This window comes from Mycolicibacterium confluentis, from assembly GCF_010729895.1.
GTDB lineage: Bacteria > Actinomycetota > Actinomycetes > Mycobacteriales > Mycobacteriaceae > Mycobacterium > Mycobacterium confluentis.
In genome coordinates this window covers 2,925,477-2,941,480 of sequence record NZ_AP022612.1, presented here as the reverse complement: position 1 = coordinate 2,941,480, position 16,004 = coordinate 2,925,477, and the positions used below count along the sequence as shown (strand labels likewise).

The 16,004-nt window shown below is 64.4% G+C and carries 16 protein-coding genes and 4 tRNA genes; 10 read left to right on the top strand and 10 right to left on the bottom strand.

The annotated features are described in order from the left end of the window. Nucleotides 1-89: 89 nt before the first annotated feature. Genes G6N34_RS13630 through G6N34_RS13610 form a run of 5 tightly spaced genes read right to left on the bottom strand, consistent with a single transcriptional unit; the run spans nt 90 to nt 2,875 of the window. Nucleotides 90-629, bottom strand: coding sequence for a GNAT family N-acetyltransferase (locus G6N34_RS13630; RefSeq protein ID WP_085152528.1), 540 nt, complete (start codon nt 627-629; stop codon nt 90-92). Nucleotide 630: 1 nt separating this feature from the next. Next, nucleotides 631-1,137 (bottom strand): DUF1942 domain-containing protein, encoded by a 507-nt coding sequence (locus tag G6N34_RS13625; protein WP_085152527.1) that lies wholly within the window; start codon nt 1,135-1,137, stop codon nt 631-633. 48 nt (nt 1,138-1,185) lie between these two features. Continuing rightward, the gene (locus G6N34_RS13620; RefSeq protein WP_085152526.1) at nt 1,186-1,605 is read right to left on the bottom strand and encodes a TIGR03618 family F420-dependent PPOX class oxidoreductase; all 420 of its coding nucleotides are present in this window, start codon (nt 1,603-1,605) and stop codon (nt 1,186-1,188) included. A gap of 8 nt (nt 1,606-1,613) precedes the next feature. Further along, nucleotides 1,614-2,351, bottom strand: coding sequence for a Clp protease N-terminal domain-containing protein (locus tag G6N34_RS13615; RefSeq protein ID WP_085152525.1), 738 nt, complete (start codon nt 2,349-2,351; stop codon nt 1,614-1,616). Between the two features lie 32 nt (nt 2,352-2,383). Further along, the gene (locus G6N34_RS13610; protein ID WP_085152524.1) at nt 2,384-2,875 is read right to left on the bottom strand and encodes an SRPBCC family protein; all 492 of its coding nucleotides are present in this window, start codon (nt 2,873-2,875) and stop codon (nt 2,384-2,386) included. 49 nt (nt 2,876-2,924) lie between these two features. Between G6N34_RS13610 and G6N34_RS13605 the strand changes: the two genes are divergently transcribed. After that, nucleotides 2,925-3,620, top strand: coding sequence for a CATRA system-associated protein (locus tag G6N34_RS13605; RefSeq protein ID WP_085152523.1), 696 nt, complete (start codon nt 2,925-2,927; stop codon nt 3,618-3,620). Between the two features lie 4 nt (nt 3,621-3,624). Here the strand turns inward: G6N34_RS13605 and G6N34_RS28490 are convergent, their stop codons facing one another. After that, entirely contained in the window at nt 3,625-4,338 is a 714-nt protein-coding gene (locus G6N34_RS28490) for a C40 family peptidase (RefSeq protein ID WP_234812932.1), read from the bottom strand. 385 nt (nt 4,339-4,723) lie between these two features. Between G6N34_RS28490 and G6N34_RS13595 the strand changes: the two genes are divergently transcribed. The 3 genes from G6N34_RS13595 (at nt 4,724) to G6N34_RS13585 (ending at nt 7,135) form a co-directional block, all read left to right on the top strand. Further along, the gene (locus G6N34_RS13595) at nt 4,724-5,128 is read left to right on the top strand and encodes a DUF4267 domain-containing protein (RefSeq protein ID WP_085152522.1); all 405 of its coding nucleotides are present in this window, start codon (nt 4,724-4,726) and stop codon (nt 5,126-5,128) included. Between the two features lie 594 nt (nt 5,129-5,722). After that, complete coding sequence (locus G6N34_RS13590; RefSeq protein ID WP_085152521.1) at nt 5,723-6,640, top strand: alpha/beta fold hydrolase; 918 nt, start codon at nt 5,723-5,725, stop codon at nt 6,638-6,640. 108 nt (nt 6,641-6,748) lie between these two features. Continuing rightward, nucleotides 6,749-7,135 (top strand): nucleotidyl cyclase domain-containing protein, encoded by a 387-nt coding sequence (locus G6N34_RS13585; RefSeq protein ID WP_407663229.1) that lies wholly within the window; start codon nt 6,749-6,751, stop codon nt 7,133-7,135. On the opposite strand, the gene G6N34_RS13580 is transcribed toward G6N34_RS13585, so the two are convergent. The 3 genes from G6N34_RS13580 to G6N34_RS13570 all read right to left on the bottom strand — a co-directional run bounded on the left by G6N34_RS13580 (nt 7,106) and on the right by G6N34_RS13570 (nt 7,365). After that, a tRNA-Val gene (locus tag G6N34_RS13580) sits at nt 7,106-7,180 on the bottom strand. The two genes, G6N34_RS13585 and G6N34_RS13580, sit on opposite strands and share 30 nt — an antisense overlap. Before the next feature lie 14 nt (nt 7,181-7,194). Then, nucleotides 7,195-7,265, bottom strand: a tRNA-Cys gene (locus G6N34_RS13575). A gap of 27 nt (nt 7,266-7,292) precedes the next feature. Beyond that, nucleotides 7,293-7,365, bottom strand: a tRNA-Gly gene (locus tag G6N34_RS13570). 393 nt (nt 7,366-7,758) lie between these two features. Between G6N34_RS13570 and G6N34_RS13565 the strand changes: the two genes are divergently transcribed. From G6N34_RS13565 to G6N34_RS13555, 3 genes are all read left to right on the top strand, one after another. After that, nucleotides 7,759-7,833 (top strand) — tRNA-Val (locus G6N34_RS13565). Nucleotides 7,834-8,108: 275 nt separating this feature from the next. Further along, a complete protein-coding gene (locus G6N34_RS28485; RefSeq protein WP_085152520.1) occupies nt 8,109-8,408 on the top strand; it encodes a helix-turn-helix domain-containing protein in 300 nt (99 codons plus the stop codon). A gap of 356 nt (nt 8,409-8,764) precedes the next feature. Continuing rightward, on the top strand, nt 8,765-9,664 hold the full coding sequence (locus G6N34_RS13555; protein WP_133057774.1) for a hypothetical protein: 900 nt from the start codon (nt 8,765-8,767) through the stop codon (nt 9,662-9,664). Nucleotides 9,665-10,364: 700 nt separating this feature from the next. Here G6N34_RS13555 and G6N34_RS13550 read toward each other — a convergent pair. After that, a complete protein-coding gene (locus G6N34_RS13550; protein ID WP_234812931.1) occupies nt 10,365-11,549 on the bottom strand; it encodes a hypothetical protein in 1,185 nt (394 codons plus the stop codon). A 235-nt stretch (nt 11,550-11,784) separates the two neighbouring features. On the opposite strand from G6N34_RS13550, the gene G6N34_RS13545 reads away from it, so the two are divergent. From G6N34_RS13545 to G6N34_RS13535, 3 genes are all read left to right on the top strand, one after another. After that, nucleotides 11,785-11,991, top strand: coding sequence for a helix-turn-helix domain-containing protein (locus G6N34_RS13545; RefSeq protein WP_085152518.1), 207 nt, complete (start codon nt 11,785-11,787; stop codon nt 11,989-11,991). Between the two features lie 235 nt (nt 11,992-12,226). Then, nucleotides 12,227-12,946, top strand: a complete 720-nt coding sequence (locus G6N34_RS13540) for a hypothetical protein (protein ID WP_085152517.1) — start codon at nt 12,227-12,229, stop codon at nt 12,944-12,946. Nucleotides 12,947-13,363: 417 nt separating this feature from the next. Beyond that, nucleotides 13,364-15,880, top strand: coding sequence for a bifunctional DNA primase/polymerase (locus G6N34_RS13535; RefSeq protein ID WP_163645393.1), 2,517 nt, complete (start codon nt 13,364-13,366; stop codon nt 15,878-15,880). Nucleotides 15,881-16,004: the final 124 nt, after the last annotated feature.

Sequence of the window (16,004 nt, the reverse complement as noted above, 5' to 3'; positions counted from 1 at the left end):
GTACGGTGACGCCCCTGCACGCGGGGGGACCCCAGCCGTATTTGGCGTACAAATGCGGACCGTCGGCGGGCATTGGACGGCCCGTGAAGCTATGCCAGCACCCGCAGCATCACGTAGTCGTTCTCGAGATGCGTGCCGAGCAGAAACGTCTTGGTGCCGCTGACGCTGAAGCCGTGCTTGGCGTAGAAGCGCTGTGCCCGTCGGTTGTTCTGGTTCACCCCGAGCCACACCGCGGCGGCGCCGTCCTCAGTGGCACGCTGCACGGCTGCGGTCATCAGTTCCGCGGCCACCGCTGAGCCGTGCGCGTCGGGCAGCACGTACATCTTCGACAGCTCCACGGCGGGCCGTACGGTGACGGCCTCCTGAACCACCGGATCGTCGGGAACACCACGAATCATCATGGCGTAGCCGACGATTCGGCCATCGACCGTTGCGATCAGCACCGCGCGCTCCGGGTCGCGAAGGTAGGTGGCGAACCGGTCCGCCGTCAGATTCTGCGCGATGAACGCCGCGACGTTCTCGTGCGACACCGCGGGCGGGCAGGCCAACGGAAAGGTCTGTGCTGCAACGGCAGCCAGCTCGTCGAGATCGGAATCCGTGGCAGCAGTGACGGTTACCCGCTGGTCCAACTCAGACGTTCCACTGTGCCAGCCGCTGGCCGGTCTTCTTGTTCGTCAGGACGATGTTGGACACCAGGTCGCGGTAGCAGTCCCAGTACACGAAACCGCCCACTGCCGATCCCTGCGGCGCGTTCTGCAGTCCGTACTGCAGAGCCTCGGGAGCGTCGCTGTTGCGCGGCTGATAGGCGTCGCCCGTCGGCGTCACACCGCTGAACTGAAACGACACCGCCATGGCGTACGGATTGGGCACCTGCACGGCCTGGACGGCGACCTTGGCCTTCCACACCTGCTGGCGCGGCGGGCGCGGGGGATAGCCGAACCCGGGCGGGACCTCGGAGGGCTCCAGGCTCAACACCGTGACGTCGGCGATCAGGTCGCCGTCCTGGACCCGCAACGTGTCGCCGAGTCGACCGATCGGGCTGTCGGCCGCAACCGCGGTCGGCATCGCGCCGACGGTGATGCCGCTCAACGCGAGAGTCGCGACGACTGTCAGCAGGGTGGTGAACCAACGACGCATGCCTGGCATGATGGCACACCCCGCGTCGGCGGCGTCGGGAGTCTGCGTTTAGGCGGCCCAGGGGCCGATCCCGCCCACCTTCTCGATGCGGATTCGGGTCAGGTAGCCGGGAGGTGATCCCGGCGGGGGAAATCCGCTGCCGGGCGTCAGGACCGCCGACAGTTTCGTCAGCAGTTCGGGAGCCCCTCCTTCGACGATATGGGCGGTGCCGGTGATCGCGAGGTAAGGCCGCATTCCGGGGCCGGCGGTGTCAGAGATGATGGTGACCGCGACCCGGGGGTCTCGCCTGATGTTGCGGATCTTCTGGTAGACGGCGAGATGAGCGGAGACCAGTTCGTCGCCGTCGGGCGTGGACTCCAGAGCCACCCAGACGACACTGACCTGCGGGCTGCCGTCGGGGTTGAGGGTCACGAGTGTCGCGTTGGCACCGTCGCCGATGAGGGCCCGGGCGCTGTGATCGAGTTTCATGACCAGGTCTACGACGCATCGTCTGGTTTTGTTCCTGTCAGGGCCGACAGCGCCGAGATCAGGTCGGCCTCGAACCGTGCTTTGTCGGCGCCGGCGCGATGCAGAGGACCGGGCGTCGCCGCGTCGTTCTCGCATTCGAGGAGGGCCAGCACGAGGTGCTCGGTGCCGATGTAGTTGTGGCCGAGGCGCAACGCCTCGCGGAAGGTCAGTTCGAGGGCTTTCTTGGCGGCGGCGCTGAAGGGCACCAGTTCGAGGGCCTCGCCCGGTCCGGGCGGCGACTCGACGGCGGCCCGCAGGGCGTCGAGGTCGATCCGCTCCTTGGTCAACAGCGTGACGGCAAGGCTTTCGGGGTCGGTCAGCAGACCGAGGATCAGGTGATCGGTCGTGATCTCCTGGCTGCGGGCGGCCTGCGCGGCGGTCTGGGCGGCGACGACTGCACTGCGGGCCCTTGGTGTGAAGCGCTGGAATCCCTCGTTGGGGTCCAGCGCCTCGCCCTTGGCGGCGAAGCGCTTCTGCGCGGCCTGCTTCGTCACGCCCATGCACTTGCCGATCTCGGTCCAGGACGCACCGGAACGGCGCGCCTGGTCGACGAAGTGACCGATCAGGTGGTCGGCGACCTCACTGAGGTGTTCAGCGGCCAGCATGGCGTCGGTCAGCTGGTCGAGTGCGTCCTCGTGCACCGACTTGATGGCCCGAATCAGGGCGTCGAGGCTGACGGGTTGGCTGAGGGAGCTGGGCGCGGTCATGTCGTCAACGCTAGGTTGACGCCAGGCGTACGTCAACCTCGAGTTGACGCCTGTGGGTATCCGCGCCGCACAGTGCGATCGAGCACGCCCAACGTCGCGCGCAGCGCACCCTCGGAGATCACCGGGAAGATGCCCGCGTCGCGCCAGGTCTGACCGATCTGGGACCAGTCATAGAAGGACGTCACCACCGTGGAATCGGCCTGCGGGTCCAGGCGGTAGCCGTAGACATGGCCGATCTGCGGTTTGATCTGCCCCAGGATCGTCCACGCGATCAGTCGGTCACGCTCGAACTCGGTGATGTGCACCGTGACGTCGTAGCGCCCGAGTTCGGGGAAGTCGTTGAGGGACTCGCGATCCATGTGCACCACGAACTCGTCGCCGACGCCTGCCGCGGGCGCACCCTCGGCGTCCTGCAGCATCCCGGAGGAGTCGATGGCCACATGGCCCTGGGGGTCGCACAGCAGCGCGAAGATGTCGGCGGCGGGTGCGGCGATCGTGCGGGTGACTTCGATGCGGTCGGCCATGGTTCGATCCTGACAGGCGGGCCTGGGCGGCTGACTAAGATCGCGCCTTGTGTCTGACGAGTTGCCGATGGCCCTCATCGACGAGGCATCGGTGACGTTGACCTCGCTGCCGCGGCTGACGCTGCCGCCCGAACGCTGGCCCGCTGTCGCAGAAGCCGTCAATGGGCTGGATGACGCGCTGTGGGCCGACGACGAGAAGTCTCTGCGCGCTGAGTTGAAGAGGTTGCGCGGGGCCGTGATCGGCACCGCGCCGCGGCCGCAGCCCGGTGAGGGCGCCGCGCCGACGGTCAATCCGCTCTCGTATCGAACGACCGATTACGCGACACGCACGCCGCTGCGCGCGATCACGCTGTTCCTGATCGGCAGTGCAGTGCTGCTGGCAACGCTGGTGGTTTCGCTGATCGTGGTGTTGGCCGTGGGCGGCGACTCGCAGCCGGGCTCGACGTCACCCGAGACCAGAACGTCGGCGGAGGCGACGCCGAGCGCCGAGGGGCAACCCGAGACACGGCACGAACCCGCCGAGGGTGGCGGCGGACTTCACCTGGCCACTGTGGGCCTGATCGCCGTCGCCGGTCTCGGCGGGTTCGTCATGGTGATCTGGCGGCGGCGCGCCAAGGCCGCGCGCATGACCGCTGGGGCGCGGGAACCGCGCGCCTCAGGGCGTCTGCAGACGGTCGCGGTGCCCGACGACCTCCGCGACGCCGTCGGCCGCCTGGTGGCGGAACTGGAGCGGCGTCGCGGGTAGGGGGTCAGACCCCGATCGGCGGGGCGTCCGGCGCCGGAGGCGGCACCATGTTGTTGTCGGCGGTGATGAACTCGGGGCCGGGCGGCGGCAACAGCTCGGGTGCCGGCGGCGGCGGAAGCATCGCGTCGACCGGGATCACCTCGGGGCCAGGAGGCGGCAGCAGCTCGGGTGCCGGCGGCGGCGGAAGCATCGCGTCGACCGGGATCACCTCGGGGCCAGGAGGCGGCAACGGCTCGGGTGCCGGCGGCGGGGGCGGCGGCATCAGGGTGTCGGCCTGGACGATCACCGGCTCCGGCGGGGGCGGGGGCAGCATCGGATCGATCGGCGCGGGCTCGGCGCCGGCCATCTGCTCCGCGGGCAGGTACATGTGCTTGGTGAACTGCTTCTGGTAGGCGCCGCCGCCACCGACCTTGACTCCGCCGCCCTCGCCGCTGGAGACCGGGGTGCCGTCCGGCAGCGTCACGGCGGTGTGGCCGCCGTTCCAGCCGATCACCAGAGCGTTGGGCGCGGTGCCGTATTTGAAGCCGCGAGCCAGTAGGGCCCGCTCCTGATTTCCGGTGTGGAACCGATCGCCGTAGACGGGGCGTCCCGTCGCGGCGTTGGCGACCCACGAGGCCAGGCCCGAGCAATCCGTTCCCCGCGGTGAGTCACCGCCGGAGACGTACGGAGTGCCCGACACCTGATTGACGAGTGTCAACAAAGTGGCTAGAGCAAACATGCAGAGGGACGCTAACAACACACTTTTGGGGGTCGCAAAAAACGTGCCCTCTGTCACGTTTACCAATTTTTATGGCGTGAACAACATGTTTCTGCGCAATTTAAATTCAAATTCTGCGCGTATTTGAACAACGACGAGCGAGAAAACTACCAGTTCAACGGTGGTGTGCCAACTCGAAGGGGGATCTGGTGTCGGACGTGACCAGATTCGAGTAAAAACTGTTTTTCTTTAGCCCGTCTTCTTAGCTGGGCGCACAGAAATGAGACTTATGCCATAAATATCAGGGCTATCTGCGGCCGTGGCGTGAGCGGACCGTTGCCGTTCTGAGATGGCTCATTTCTGCGACTTGGCCTTCCCGCCCGCTGCTGATCCCTAGGCTGCGGACATGTCGATCGACCGTGCCGCGCTCATCGCTGGCGGCGTCCGGCTTGCGTCGGGAACGTCCTTCCTCATCGACCCCCTGCGGGCCAACAGGCTCTGGGGTGAACCCGAGGATCCGGGGCCGTCGGCGCGTCTGCTGCTCCGGTCGATGGGGTACCGGGACGCGCTCATCGGCGGCCTGTTGATCGGGGCGGCGCTGCGCCGGCGCGACACCCGCGGCTGGTTCCTGGCCTCTGGCGGCGCCGACGCGGCCGACCTGCTGGGCGGTCTCAGCGTGCACGGCGACCTCAAGCGGGGACAGCAGCTGATCGGCCTGGGTGGGGCCGTGGTCGGTATCGGAGTGGGGCTGTGGGGTGCGCTGCGCCCGCGCCGCTCGGTGCGACCGCCCGTTTCTGCACCAGGGTCGTAGCCGGCTCCGCACTCACAACCCTGGCGTCGATGTCGAGGGCTCCTGTGGGGATGCTGGACGTGTAGTCAATACCGCCCGTGAGGCCGCCGAGAGGGGGACTCTGGACTCATCCGTTGGCGCACGGGAGGGGACGCGGCCGCGACACGGACGTCGCGATGGCTCATGGCCGCGGTGCTGGCAGGGGGAACCTGCCCGGGGTCGGCGCTCGGCGTGGGAGGCGCTGGGGCCGGCCCCGCTTTCGGTCCCAGTTATGAAGGCGGGAACTGTCCGCCGGGTGTCACGTGCACGCACTGGTGTCCGGGCGATCCACCGCTGCCCGGCGCCCACCGGGCCACCTCCACCGGGCTGTGACGACCCGGCTGTCATGGCGTCTCCGAGATCGACACCAGGGTCGTGGTTCGGCGCGATTTACAGCCCTCACGTCGATTTCGGTGGCGGCGCGGTCCGCTCAAGGGCCATGAGTGCGTGCACAATCGGTTCTGACGCGATTCTGACGTCGGGTTGACCAGGGCCGCGGTGTGCCTGAGTGTTAGCGACGCGTCGGGCAGGCGCGGGGGAGCCAGCCTGCCGACCGTATCGAAGGGTGGGGCGAGGATGGACCGGGTTGCCGGTGGGGGCGAGAAACTGGAGCAGTCGGGCATAGAGGAGCCTGTCGACCCGAAGGTGCGCAGGGCGTTCGGCCTGCTGGAACGGTTCGCGCCGGTGATCGGGTCACGGTGGGCCGTCGAACTGTGGTGCACCCCGCCGACGGTGGACTCGGCATTGAAGATGCCTCCCGGCGTGCCGCCAGGAACGCGGGTCGAGGCGACGTGGGACGGCCACCTGGTGGTCGGCGAGGCGTGGGGTGAGGGGCCGCCGGTCTATCTGGTCCACGGATGGGGCGGTTTCCGCGCGCACATGGGGGTGTTCGTCAAGCCCCTCGTCGAGGCGGGGCATCGAGTCATCGCCTTCGACCTGCCGAGCCACAACGAGTCGGGGCCGGGGGAGTTGGCCCCGGGTCGGACCACACTGCTCGAGTGCACGCACGCGGTCCACGCCATGGTGCGTGAGCACGGCCCCGCCCGGGCGATCGTGGCGCACTCCCTGGGCGCCAAGGCGTCGGCCCTGGCGGTCGCGCAGGGCCTGCCCGTCGAACGCCTGGTGTTCTTGGCCCCGATGGGGAACTTCCCGCATTATCTGGACCTGTTCGCCGAACGGCACGGATTCGGCCCCCGGATCCGGGATGGGCTGCACCGCAGGCTGTCTCGCCGGATCGGGATGCCGCTGCTGGAGACCGACATCCCCGTGCTGGCCAGTCGCACGGGACACCTGCCACTGCTGCTGGTGCACGACCCTGACGACCCCGACGCGCCCTATGAGGCCAGCGAGCAGATCATCGAGACGTGGCCGGAGTCGACGCTGTTCACCACGCGCGGCCTGGGCCGTCTGGCGCACTACCGGGTGCTGCGGCACCGGCCCGCGATCAACGCGGCCATCGAGTTCATCGGGAGTCCGTCGGCCGCTCCGGGGTGAGGCCGGCTCCGCGGACCCCGGGTGACGAGCGGTGGGGTGCGGTGCTGCACCGGTTCAACGAGATCACCACCGACCTCACGCACCGATTCGGCGGCACGGTGGTGGAGAGTGCTGGCGACGGTCATCTCCTCACCCTCGACACACACAGGCCATCCGTTGGGCTCAGGAGCTCTGCGCGACGCGGGCATCCACACCGGGGAGTGCGAACTGCGGGATGACCGCATCGCCGGAATCGCCGTGCACATCGCGGCGCGGATCGTCAACCTGGCCGGCGCCGGGGAGATCCTCGTTTCGCGCACCGTCCGTGACCTCGTGGCCGGCTCGGGCACCGGATTCGAGGACCGCGGAACAGTCGAGTTGCGCGGAGTGCCAGGAACGACCGAACGGAGATCCGTTGAGCCGCAACGGAGAAGGAAGTGGTGCGGAGACGACGAAGGCCCGGTCGAAACCGGGCCTGACGTTGTATGGTGCGCGATACTGGGATTGAACCAGTGACCTCTTCCGTGTCAGGGAAGCGCTCTCCCGCTGAGCTAATCGCGCCGGGTAAATCTCGGAGGTGGAGACGGGAATCGAACCCGTGTGCACGGCTTTGCAGGCCGTTGCCTCACCACTCGGCCACTCCACCGCTGGGGTTGATGCCACTGCACCTTCGAGCGGATGACGGGATTCGAACCCGCGACCCTCACCTTGGCAAGGTGATGCGCTACCAACTGCGCTACATCCGCGTGCCTCGGGCGAGATCGTCGCCCGGTGCGATGCAGAACATTAGTGCACGTTGGCGCCCAGACACAAATCCCTTGTTCACCAGCGGTATTTGGTGCGTTCAGAGGAGCGCGCGTCTCGGCCGAGACGCCGCGAATCCGCGGCCCAGGGGGCGTCATCAAGCGCCCTCCCGGAACCCGCGCGGCGGCAGCAGGTGTCAAGGTGGACTGTCGGTCGGGCGGTGGTCCCCCAGGGGGGGGGGCAAGCGGAGTCCTCCGCGTGGCGGACTCCCCGCGGCGGTGAGTGGCGAGTCGGCGGCCCGAGGGGAAGGTCAATCGACCTGTGCTGACCAGCGGATTCTGGTACCTGCAGACAAGCGTGCTAATCTTCTGCCTCGTTCGAATCCTTCGAATGACGGTCTCGTAGCTCAGTGGGAGAGCGTCCGCCTCACACGCGGAAGGTCGCTGGTTCGATACCAGCCGGGACCACCATCTGTTTACGCAAGTCAACGGCGCTTTTTGCCGATTGGCATCGCCCGATGGGCTATCCACGGGCGATCTCCCTTTTCTTACCGTGGTTGCTGGCGCGCGCTCGTCAACCCTCCGCCATGGCGGGGTGGTCTCGACGCGCCTTACCATGACGGCACGCCAGGCGCACGCACGGCCCCGCGTAGCGGCGACCGGCCTGCGCCATCGACAACCCGGTAAGTCTCACGATTCAGGGCCGACAGCCACCCACTGCCGCCATTAATCACCACTGCGAAACAATGGCATGCGCCAGTGGCAATTGCGCAACAATAAGACTAAGGTTGCACGAGGAACGGACCTCGCTGGCGAGCCGAGATCGCACGCCAAATCACCCGAAAGGGCTGCTTGTTGTGTCCGTCAATCCAACCAATTCTCGCTTTTTGTCAACGGTCGAAGCTGCCGCATATATCGGCGTTTCTACGAACACGCTTCGCAGCTACGTTCACAAAAAGATCGTTCCGGCCCACCGAGTTGGACCGCGGTTGCTGAAATTCGATCCCGCCGAACTTGACGAAGTTGTCAAAGGTATGGGCCGATGAGCACGCCGAGATTGTCGTGACCTGAGCGTGCAGCCGAAGGGGCGTGTCGGACTCCTGTCGTGGATTGCTCGAAAGAACGACAAGCGCTCGGCGTGCCGGACCCGCGCGGTCATCTCGGCGAAAGCTTGATTCTGTCGTTTCCCGAAACGCGCGTGTCGTCTGCACTCCACCACAACGCCCGGCGAGACAATCGGGCCATGTCAACTAGTGATCGGGTTGTCACGCGGGCCGAACCGTGCAAGCAGTGCGGAGGCCCGGTGCAACAGACCATCAGAACCAAGGCCTCAAACGGGCGGGTCGTCAAGCAATGGGTGGTGGCCGCCGAGTGCATGGGAACGTGTGTCGGCAGCGTCTAAATGAGCAAGAAGAACAAAGGGAAACCGCAACAACGCCCAATCTGCATGTTCTGCGGCAGTGACTCGCCCGTGACACGCGAGCACGTCTTCAGGTCGTCGTGGAAGAAAACGCTCGAAACCGGCGAATACATGACAGGCCTGCCGGGGGTCGAACGAAAGTTTCAACGGTTCAGCCAAGCGGACGGCACGATGGTCTACGACAGATCTGAGGACTTGTTCTCGGTCGTGGTGAAACGCGTCTGCGAGAAGTGCAACAACGAGTGGATGAACGACTTGGATTCGATCGTCGAACCTTGGGTCTTCGAACCCGACAACGACGACAATCGTTGCGATCCGAGAGTATTCCGGCGATGGGCAATCAAGGTCGCTCTTCTGCGCGCTTACTACGACAATCGGTTCCTCGTCCACTCCGACGACCCGCCAAGGATCTACGCGGATCAGGACATACCCGAGTGGCGCGTCTTCATCGGGCGGTCATTGCTGCCCGAGCACCGACACGCACTGTGTGGAGTAGGCCCAGTGGTATATGCAGCGCCGGGAGGCCAGCCCTTCGGGATCACGCAGGTATCTTGGACCCTTGGCCACGGTGTAGTCACCGCTCTGCGGATCTGGGGTACTGACGAAGTATCGACCAACTGCTTCAAGAATTTCAGGCAGTACAACCGAGTTCGAGGCGGCGTCGTCCGAGAGGTTAGGGCCTCTGACAGTGAGATGCCTACCGTCCGGCTGCTCCCGCCCCTGTCGGAGGAACAGATACAAGAACTCGTTTGGCTCTTCACTCCGCATCCGGTTTCGCCGATCGCAGACGATGTGCGTAGCGCGAACGAGTGGGTCTTCGAATTCATGGAGGAACAAGGAATGGAGTGGCTGGGCGATCAACCCCCGCCGCGAGATTTGTGATTCACGTTGGTCAGTACGAGATCTTCCGGCCCGCGCTGACGCCGACGTAGTACCGAGCGCTGCCCTTGCGCGGTTTGAGTTCGACGCCAGCGCGGAAACCGGCGTACTGGCCGCCAGGCCCCACTCGGCCAACGCGGAGATGTTGACGTGCCGAGCCTCGCACGACGCGTGTCGGTAGCGACCGTTTGACGCGCGCTGCCTTGGTCGCTTTGGAGGCGAACCTGCCTTTTCGGTCGCGTTTGTAGTTGCGTCTTGTCGCCATGCTGTCAATCCGCCCCCGGTCAGCGCTTCTTGGTGAAGCGTCCAGACTTGCCACGTGGCCGGCGTTTGCCTTTGCCCTTTTTCGCCATGTCGTCGCCCTCGGAAATCGTCGGTTGGTGGTCTAGATGTCAGTCGGCCAGCCGTGGCCGGGGTCGGCCAGGGTGCGGACGCGCGGACGTGACTTTGATCGGTGGCGGGCTGGCGGTGCGCCGGTGGTTTCGGTTGACCAACGGTGCGACGTCCTGACGGTTACGCGACAGTCCCGGCCCGAACTCGGATGCCCCCGCTCTGTCGCTGCGCGTCTTGGCGTCGTGAATCGCGTTTAGCGTTTCCGTGGTCATCGCCGCCCGCCCGTTGTCCAAACTCATCGCTGCCTCGTTTTCGTCAGTTCCCCGAAAGCGCCCCAGGGGTCGAGTCGCCCGTTCGGGGCCTGTAGCCGCTACAGAGTGATCGTCGGCGGGGTGTAGGTGGTTCCGGTGCCGATCTGGATCGCCACCGCTGCGCCGCGCTGGCGCACGCCTACTCCGAATGACCGGATGTAGGTCGAATCGGTCATCGGATAGGCGGTGTTCCCGGGAACTGCAAGCAAGCCGCGATAAGACTCAATCGGATGTTCTCTGACCCCTACGACGTTGTTCTGCGAGTTCGGGCCGCCAGTCGCCACCACCGCGATGTAGCCAGCGGGAATGAACGCGGTTTCGACCAACCACGCCGGTCCGTAGGAACCAAGGCACTCGATGCCGTGGAAATCGCCATCGATCGGTTCACCGACGATGTTGTCGGGTTGCAGATAGGCCGGGGCCTTCTTCGACGGGATGAACGATTGCTTGGCGATCGGCCCGCCAGTGCGCGACTCCTCGCCCTGACGGAAGGTCTGAATGTGCTCGCTTTCGATCTGGGAGGCCAGGATGAGGATCTGCGAAGTGGCTTCCACTCCGTAGCCCTTGGCGCGAATCGCCTTGAGCGCATCTTCGATGTCGCCGGAGTCGAGCTGCGTTGCTCCGGACTTCCAGTAGTGCGTCGTGGTGTCGGGGTCGAACTCATTTCCGAGGTGGGGCGGCACGTACTGGCCATCGGCGTTGTAGAGACCCCGGCACATATAGCCTTCGGCGTTGACCTTCTGCGTCGGGTCGAACAGCCGCTTCAGGATCGTTCCCGTGACCAGTCGATTGTCGCTGTGCATGATGCCGTTGATCGATGCATAGACCTGTTCGGCGGTCATCCGCCGAAGTGCCTGCCAGGTGAAGGCCGAGCGCAGGCCGAAATCGCCGAAGTCGTATCCGAGCACCAGCGCTGAACTGGGCACACCGGCAGCGTTGGGCACGCCGAACTCGGTGAGCTGTTCGAAGCTCGGCGACGAAATGTTCTGTGGCACCGCTTCGCCGGGGACGACGGTCCGGAACGACAGGAGGCTGGTCAGGTCGGTGCGGTGCTGGTTCCATGCGTCGAACCCCGCGACCAGTTCGGCCCAGATGGTGTTCAGATCCACGCCGTCAGCGGTGTGCGTTGCCAGTGCGTCGCCCGCCGGGACGATGCCCATCTGGCCGCCCTCGCCGCCGAAGATCGGCGGAACGGGCACGCCATCGAGCAACGGGAAATCAGCGAAGTCGAGAATCGTGGTCATTATCAGAACCTCACGCTTTCAGGCGCAATTGTCGCGCGTGTGGCTTGATATTACGCCGCATATAGCGCGGCAGGCATAAGCGTGTACGACATGTCACGACTTTCCTCACCGCATTAACCGCGTTCGCCGCATAGCGTCCATATTGTGATATTCTGGACCCTGAAACGGACACCTGAGCGCGCCAGGCTAGCGCGAGGGCCGCAAGGCCATCGGTAATGAAAGGTGCCCGTTTCTCATGTCACGCGATCGCGTGCGGCTCGATGCAGTCGGAGGCATGCTGTCTACCGCGCAAGCCGCGAAACTCGTTGGTGTAAGCCAGGATTCGATACGCCGCTACGCCCGTGATGGGTTGATCCCGGCCCACAGAGTCGGCAAGCGGCTGCTTCGATTTCGCCGAGACGACCTCATTCGTCTCATTTCAAAATCGGACAAAAGCGCATGAATCGAGAAATCAAATTCAACCGAGTAGGCGACAAGATCGCTGAAATAAGGTCCGAGCGCGCGAAGCACAATTTGACCCACGTATTGGCTCACGAACAAATCCGTTTGGCAGATCTGAGCCGAGACATCGAGCGACGTTCTTACGCCTTCGCTCCCGCCGACCGCAACCTGCGGGAACACGCACGGCGAGCCATGACACAAGCCACAGAAATCGCACTCACGGGAGGCTACGAGAAATGAACCATGACAACAGACGATCGATCGACGCAGCGACGCGTGCCGACCTCGCCGCCCGGTTCTCAGCGTTGGACGAAAACCGAGATCCGTTCGGGCGCGACGATCCGGCGATTGACGCTATGGTCGATCAGATCTTGGCCGGAACCGTCAATCTGCATCGGTGGGTGGCTGACTACTTCGCCGGAGTTGGCCGCGCCGCGCTTGCCGTCGAGATTGCAGGCGAAAGGTTCGTCAAGCTTCGGACGAAAGCTGATCGGGCATTCGAGTCCTACAATCGCAACTTCGCAAGCCCGCCAGGGCGGCCCGGGTTGACGCCGGTCGGTTTCACCGACGAGAGCGCCAGTCTGTCAGTTGGTAGTACGCCCGACACGCGCGTCTATGCGATCCGTGCCAGCTTCCCGCTTGAGAGAACGCCGATCACGTCACAAGCCGAGTTCAACGACTACGCCGAACAGGTCCGCAGCGAACCGAGTTGCGATTTTCAGTTCAACGGACCCTACTGCAATGGGATGTTGCGCCGACTGCACGATCAAGGCAAGTTTGACTTTCTGCTGAGCAGGCCAGATTTCGATGGTTGGCCGAATGCAATTCCAGTTCCTTACGTGCGCGGCGACGTTGTGATCTGGCTGTCAATATGCCGCGATTGCTGGTATTTCTACTGCAACAAACATGAGATTTCAAAACCCAAGTTCATCGATCCAGACGACGTAGTCGACTGAAATGGAAAACGTCCCAAACGCCACTTCGGGACTTTCGGGACGTTTCCATTGATCCGACCAAACCGAGCAGGTATGTCGAAACAAAAAACGGTTCGCCTGCCATCTTGGCGAGAACTCGAATTATACACCAGCACAGTCGATTTAGAGTCCTCACACCGGCGAACCCCGGTCGACCTGCCGCGCAGAAGAGCAGGACGACCGGGGTCCGTATGGGTCACCGCAGTCGAGTTGATGACCTATCGACAATAGCGCGCGGCATTCGAATTGAACGGCATTGCGCGGGTAATGTCACACAAAAGAATGCTCCCGGTGGCCCCATCAGGAATGGGAGACCACCGGGAGCAGAACAAGCCGCCACCTTTGCCGAGAAAGTGAAAGCTAATGCATATAGTAGACGCACCCGCCGACAATTCGCCAGTGACGCGCACACGCATTTTTCGGTTGCCCCCGATTGGTCGAATTGATCCGCGCGACATCATCGCGACCGGTCCGATTCCGCTCGACGCCGACGACCTGGCCTTCGACTGCGAGATGGCGCGGCGATGGGCGGCGAGCAACGCAGAGCTGGAGCGCATCCTGCGGCTTGTGTCGGAGTCTCCGATCTTCGGCGGCACCATGCCCGCCGACGACGGCCAGGCCGACGCTGTGACCGCGATCCCCGACGTGAGCGGCCTCGACACCGCCCAAGCCGCCCTGGACTACGCCGAGGCGGGGATGTACCTGGTGCCGACCAGTGCTGATGACATCAAGAATCCCGGTTCGATTCTCGGCAAGAAATGGCAAGACCAGTCGAGCCATGATCCCGACCAGATTCGGCAATGGTGGTTCGACCACCCCAACGCGGGTATCGCGCTCGACGTTGGCCGATCCGGTCTGATCGCGTTCGACATGGACGAGGATCTCGACGATAAGCCCGCTGACATGACAGACGAAGTCTGGGACGCACTACAGACAGGCGCCGTTCACGCCACGCGCCGACCTGGCTGTGGAAAGGATGCGCGGGCACACTACGTGTTCGCTTGCAAGCCCGACGAGTTCGGAAACGGAGCGGGTGCGTTCGGGAGATGGGGCCAAGTCCGATGCAGCAACGGCGTGATCGTTCTCGCGCCGACACCGCACCCTGACGCAGACACGAAAGGCGGTTCCTACCGCTGGCGCAAGTTCGGCGAATTGCCGCCGTTGCCCGATGTGCTGCGCGGTCTGTTGTCCAGCGCTGCGAGAAACCACGATCCGAATACGCCGGCCGAACTGACCACGTTCCTCGGCGCACACATACGCGCCGATCAACCCCACGGGTTGCAAGGTCATCTGACGAGTTTCGCCACGGCGGTGGGGTGTGGAGAGTCCCGGCACGACACGATGACGAAAGTCATGGTGTGGGCTTTTCGGGAATCCATGATCGGGCGATTCGGCGCCCAAACCGCGTATGACGCCCTCAAATACGCGTTCTACCAAGCCAAACCGGAGACGAAAGGGACCGGAGAGTTCGACCGGATCGCTAGGTGGGCGGCAGCACAGGCCGAAAACGCCGACCCCAGCGAAACCCGCCAGCGCGTCAATCGCGACACCTACGCCGATCCGTTCGACTCGATTCGGTCTGATCTGGCCGCGTTCTGGTCGTCGTCGCCGCAACTGTCCGACCTGCGCCAGTTCGCGCAATCTCGGCTGGTCGGGCCGATGTCGATGTTGGGTAACTCGTTGGCGCGCGTCGTTGCGTCGATTCCGCCGAACGTCGTTTTGCCGCCCATCGTTGGCAGCTACGCCAGCCTGAATCTTTTCGTCGCACTGGTCGGCAAAAGCGGTGAAAGCAAGTCGGCGTCGATGCGCGCCAGCGCCGATTGGTTGCGGATCGAACCGAACTACCAACCGTCCAAACCCGGCAGCGGCGAAGGGCTGGCGAAATGCTTCGCATACCCGTCGAAACTTGCGGGCGGTGGCGGATGGGTGCAAGTCGGCAAGCAATGGTCAGTTCTGGCGCAGATCCCCGAAGTGGACACATTGGCCGCGACCGGCAACCGCAGCGGTTCGACCATCATGAGCGCCCTTCGCGAAGGCTGGTCGGGGGAACGTCTCGGTCAGGACTACGCAGGAGATGACAAGCGGATCATTCTGCAAGACAACCGATACCGGCTGTGTCTGAGTCTCGGCGTTCAGCCGTTGCGGGCCACGCCGATCTTCGATGATGCAGATGGCGGAACGCCGCAGCGGTTCGTGTGGTTCTCGGCGGTCGATCACGATCTACCCGATGTGGAACCCGACGCACCGTCAGTGCTCGATTTGGGCCGTTGGGAAAACGGCACTTCCGGCACCCACTCGGCGGCGTTGGTCGATCCCGATATCGACCGTAACGCCAATCTTGCGGTTCCCGCCGATCCGGCAGAGTTCGACGTTCTGACGGTTCCCGCCATTGCCGAGCGCGAGATCAGAGACGTTCAGCGCGCGATCCGGCGCGGTCTCGGCGGCGTCGATCCGCTCGACGGGCATCGCCTGCTTGTCCAGTTGAAAGTGGCTGCCGCGCTCATGGCGTTGGAAGGCCGACGCCACGAGATCACCGACTCGGATTGGCAGCGCGCCGCGGTCGTGATGGCCATGTCGAACATCACGCGCAAAGCGGTGCGCGATGAACTGGCGTCGAAATCGCGAGAATTGAATCTGGCGCGTGGTCGCGCCGAAGGCGAACGCGAGATCATCAAGTCCGACGTGATCGCTGAAGATCGGCAGCGGGTGTTCCGAATGTCCGAACGGATTCGCGAAGCGCTCAAGGCCGACGACGGACAAACGCTGTCGAAGTTGCGCAAGGCTCTTGCGGGGGGAAATCGCAACCGCGATGTTTTCGATAAAGCCGTTGTGTTCGCGGCCAGCAACGGGATGGTCCGACGCGAAGATTTCACGGCAACCAACGGCCAGGAAAGCGCACGGCTATGGCTGGTGTGAGCACGTCCAGCAAACTCCGCTGGCGGGCGGCGGCGGTACCCGCGCGAAGGGTGGAACGGTGGAACTGTTCCACCCTTCGCGCGGAACACCGCCACCGACCCATTCCAAAACACCAGGTCACACA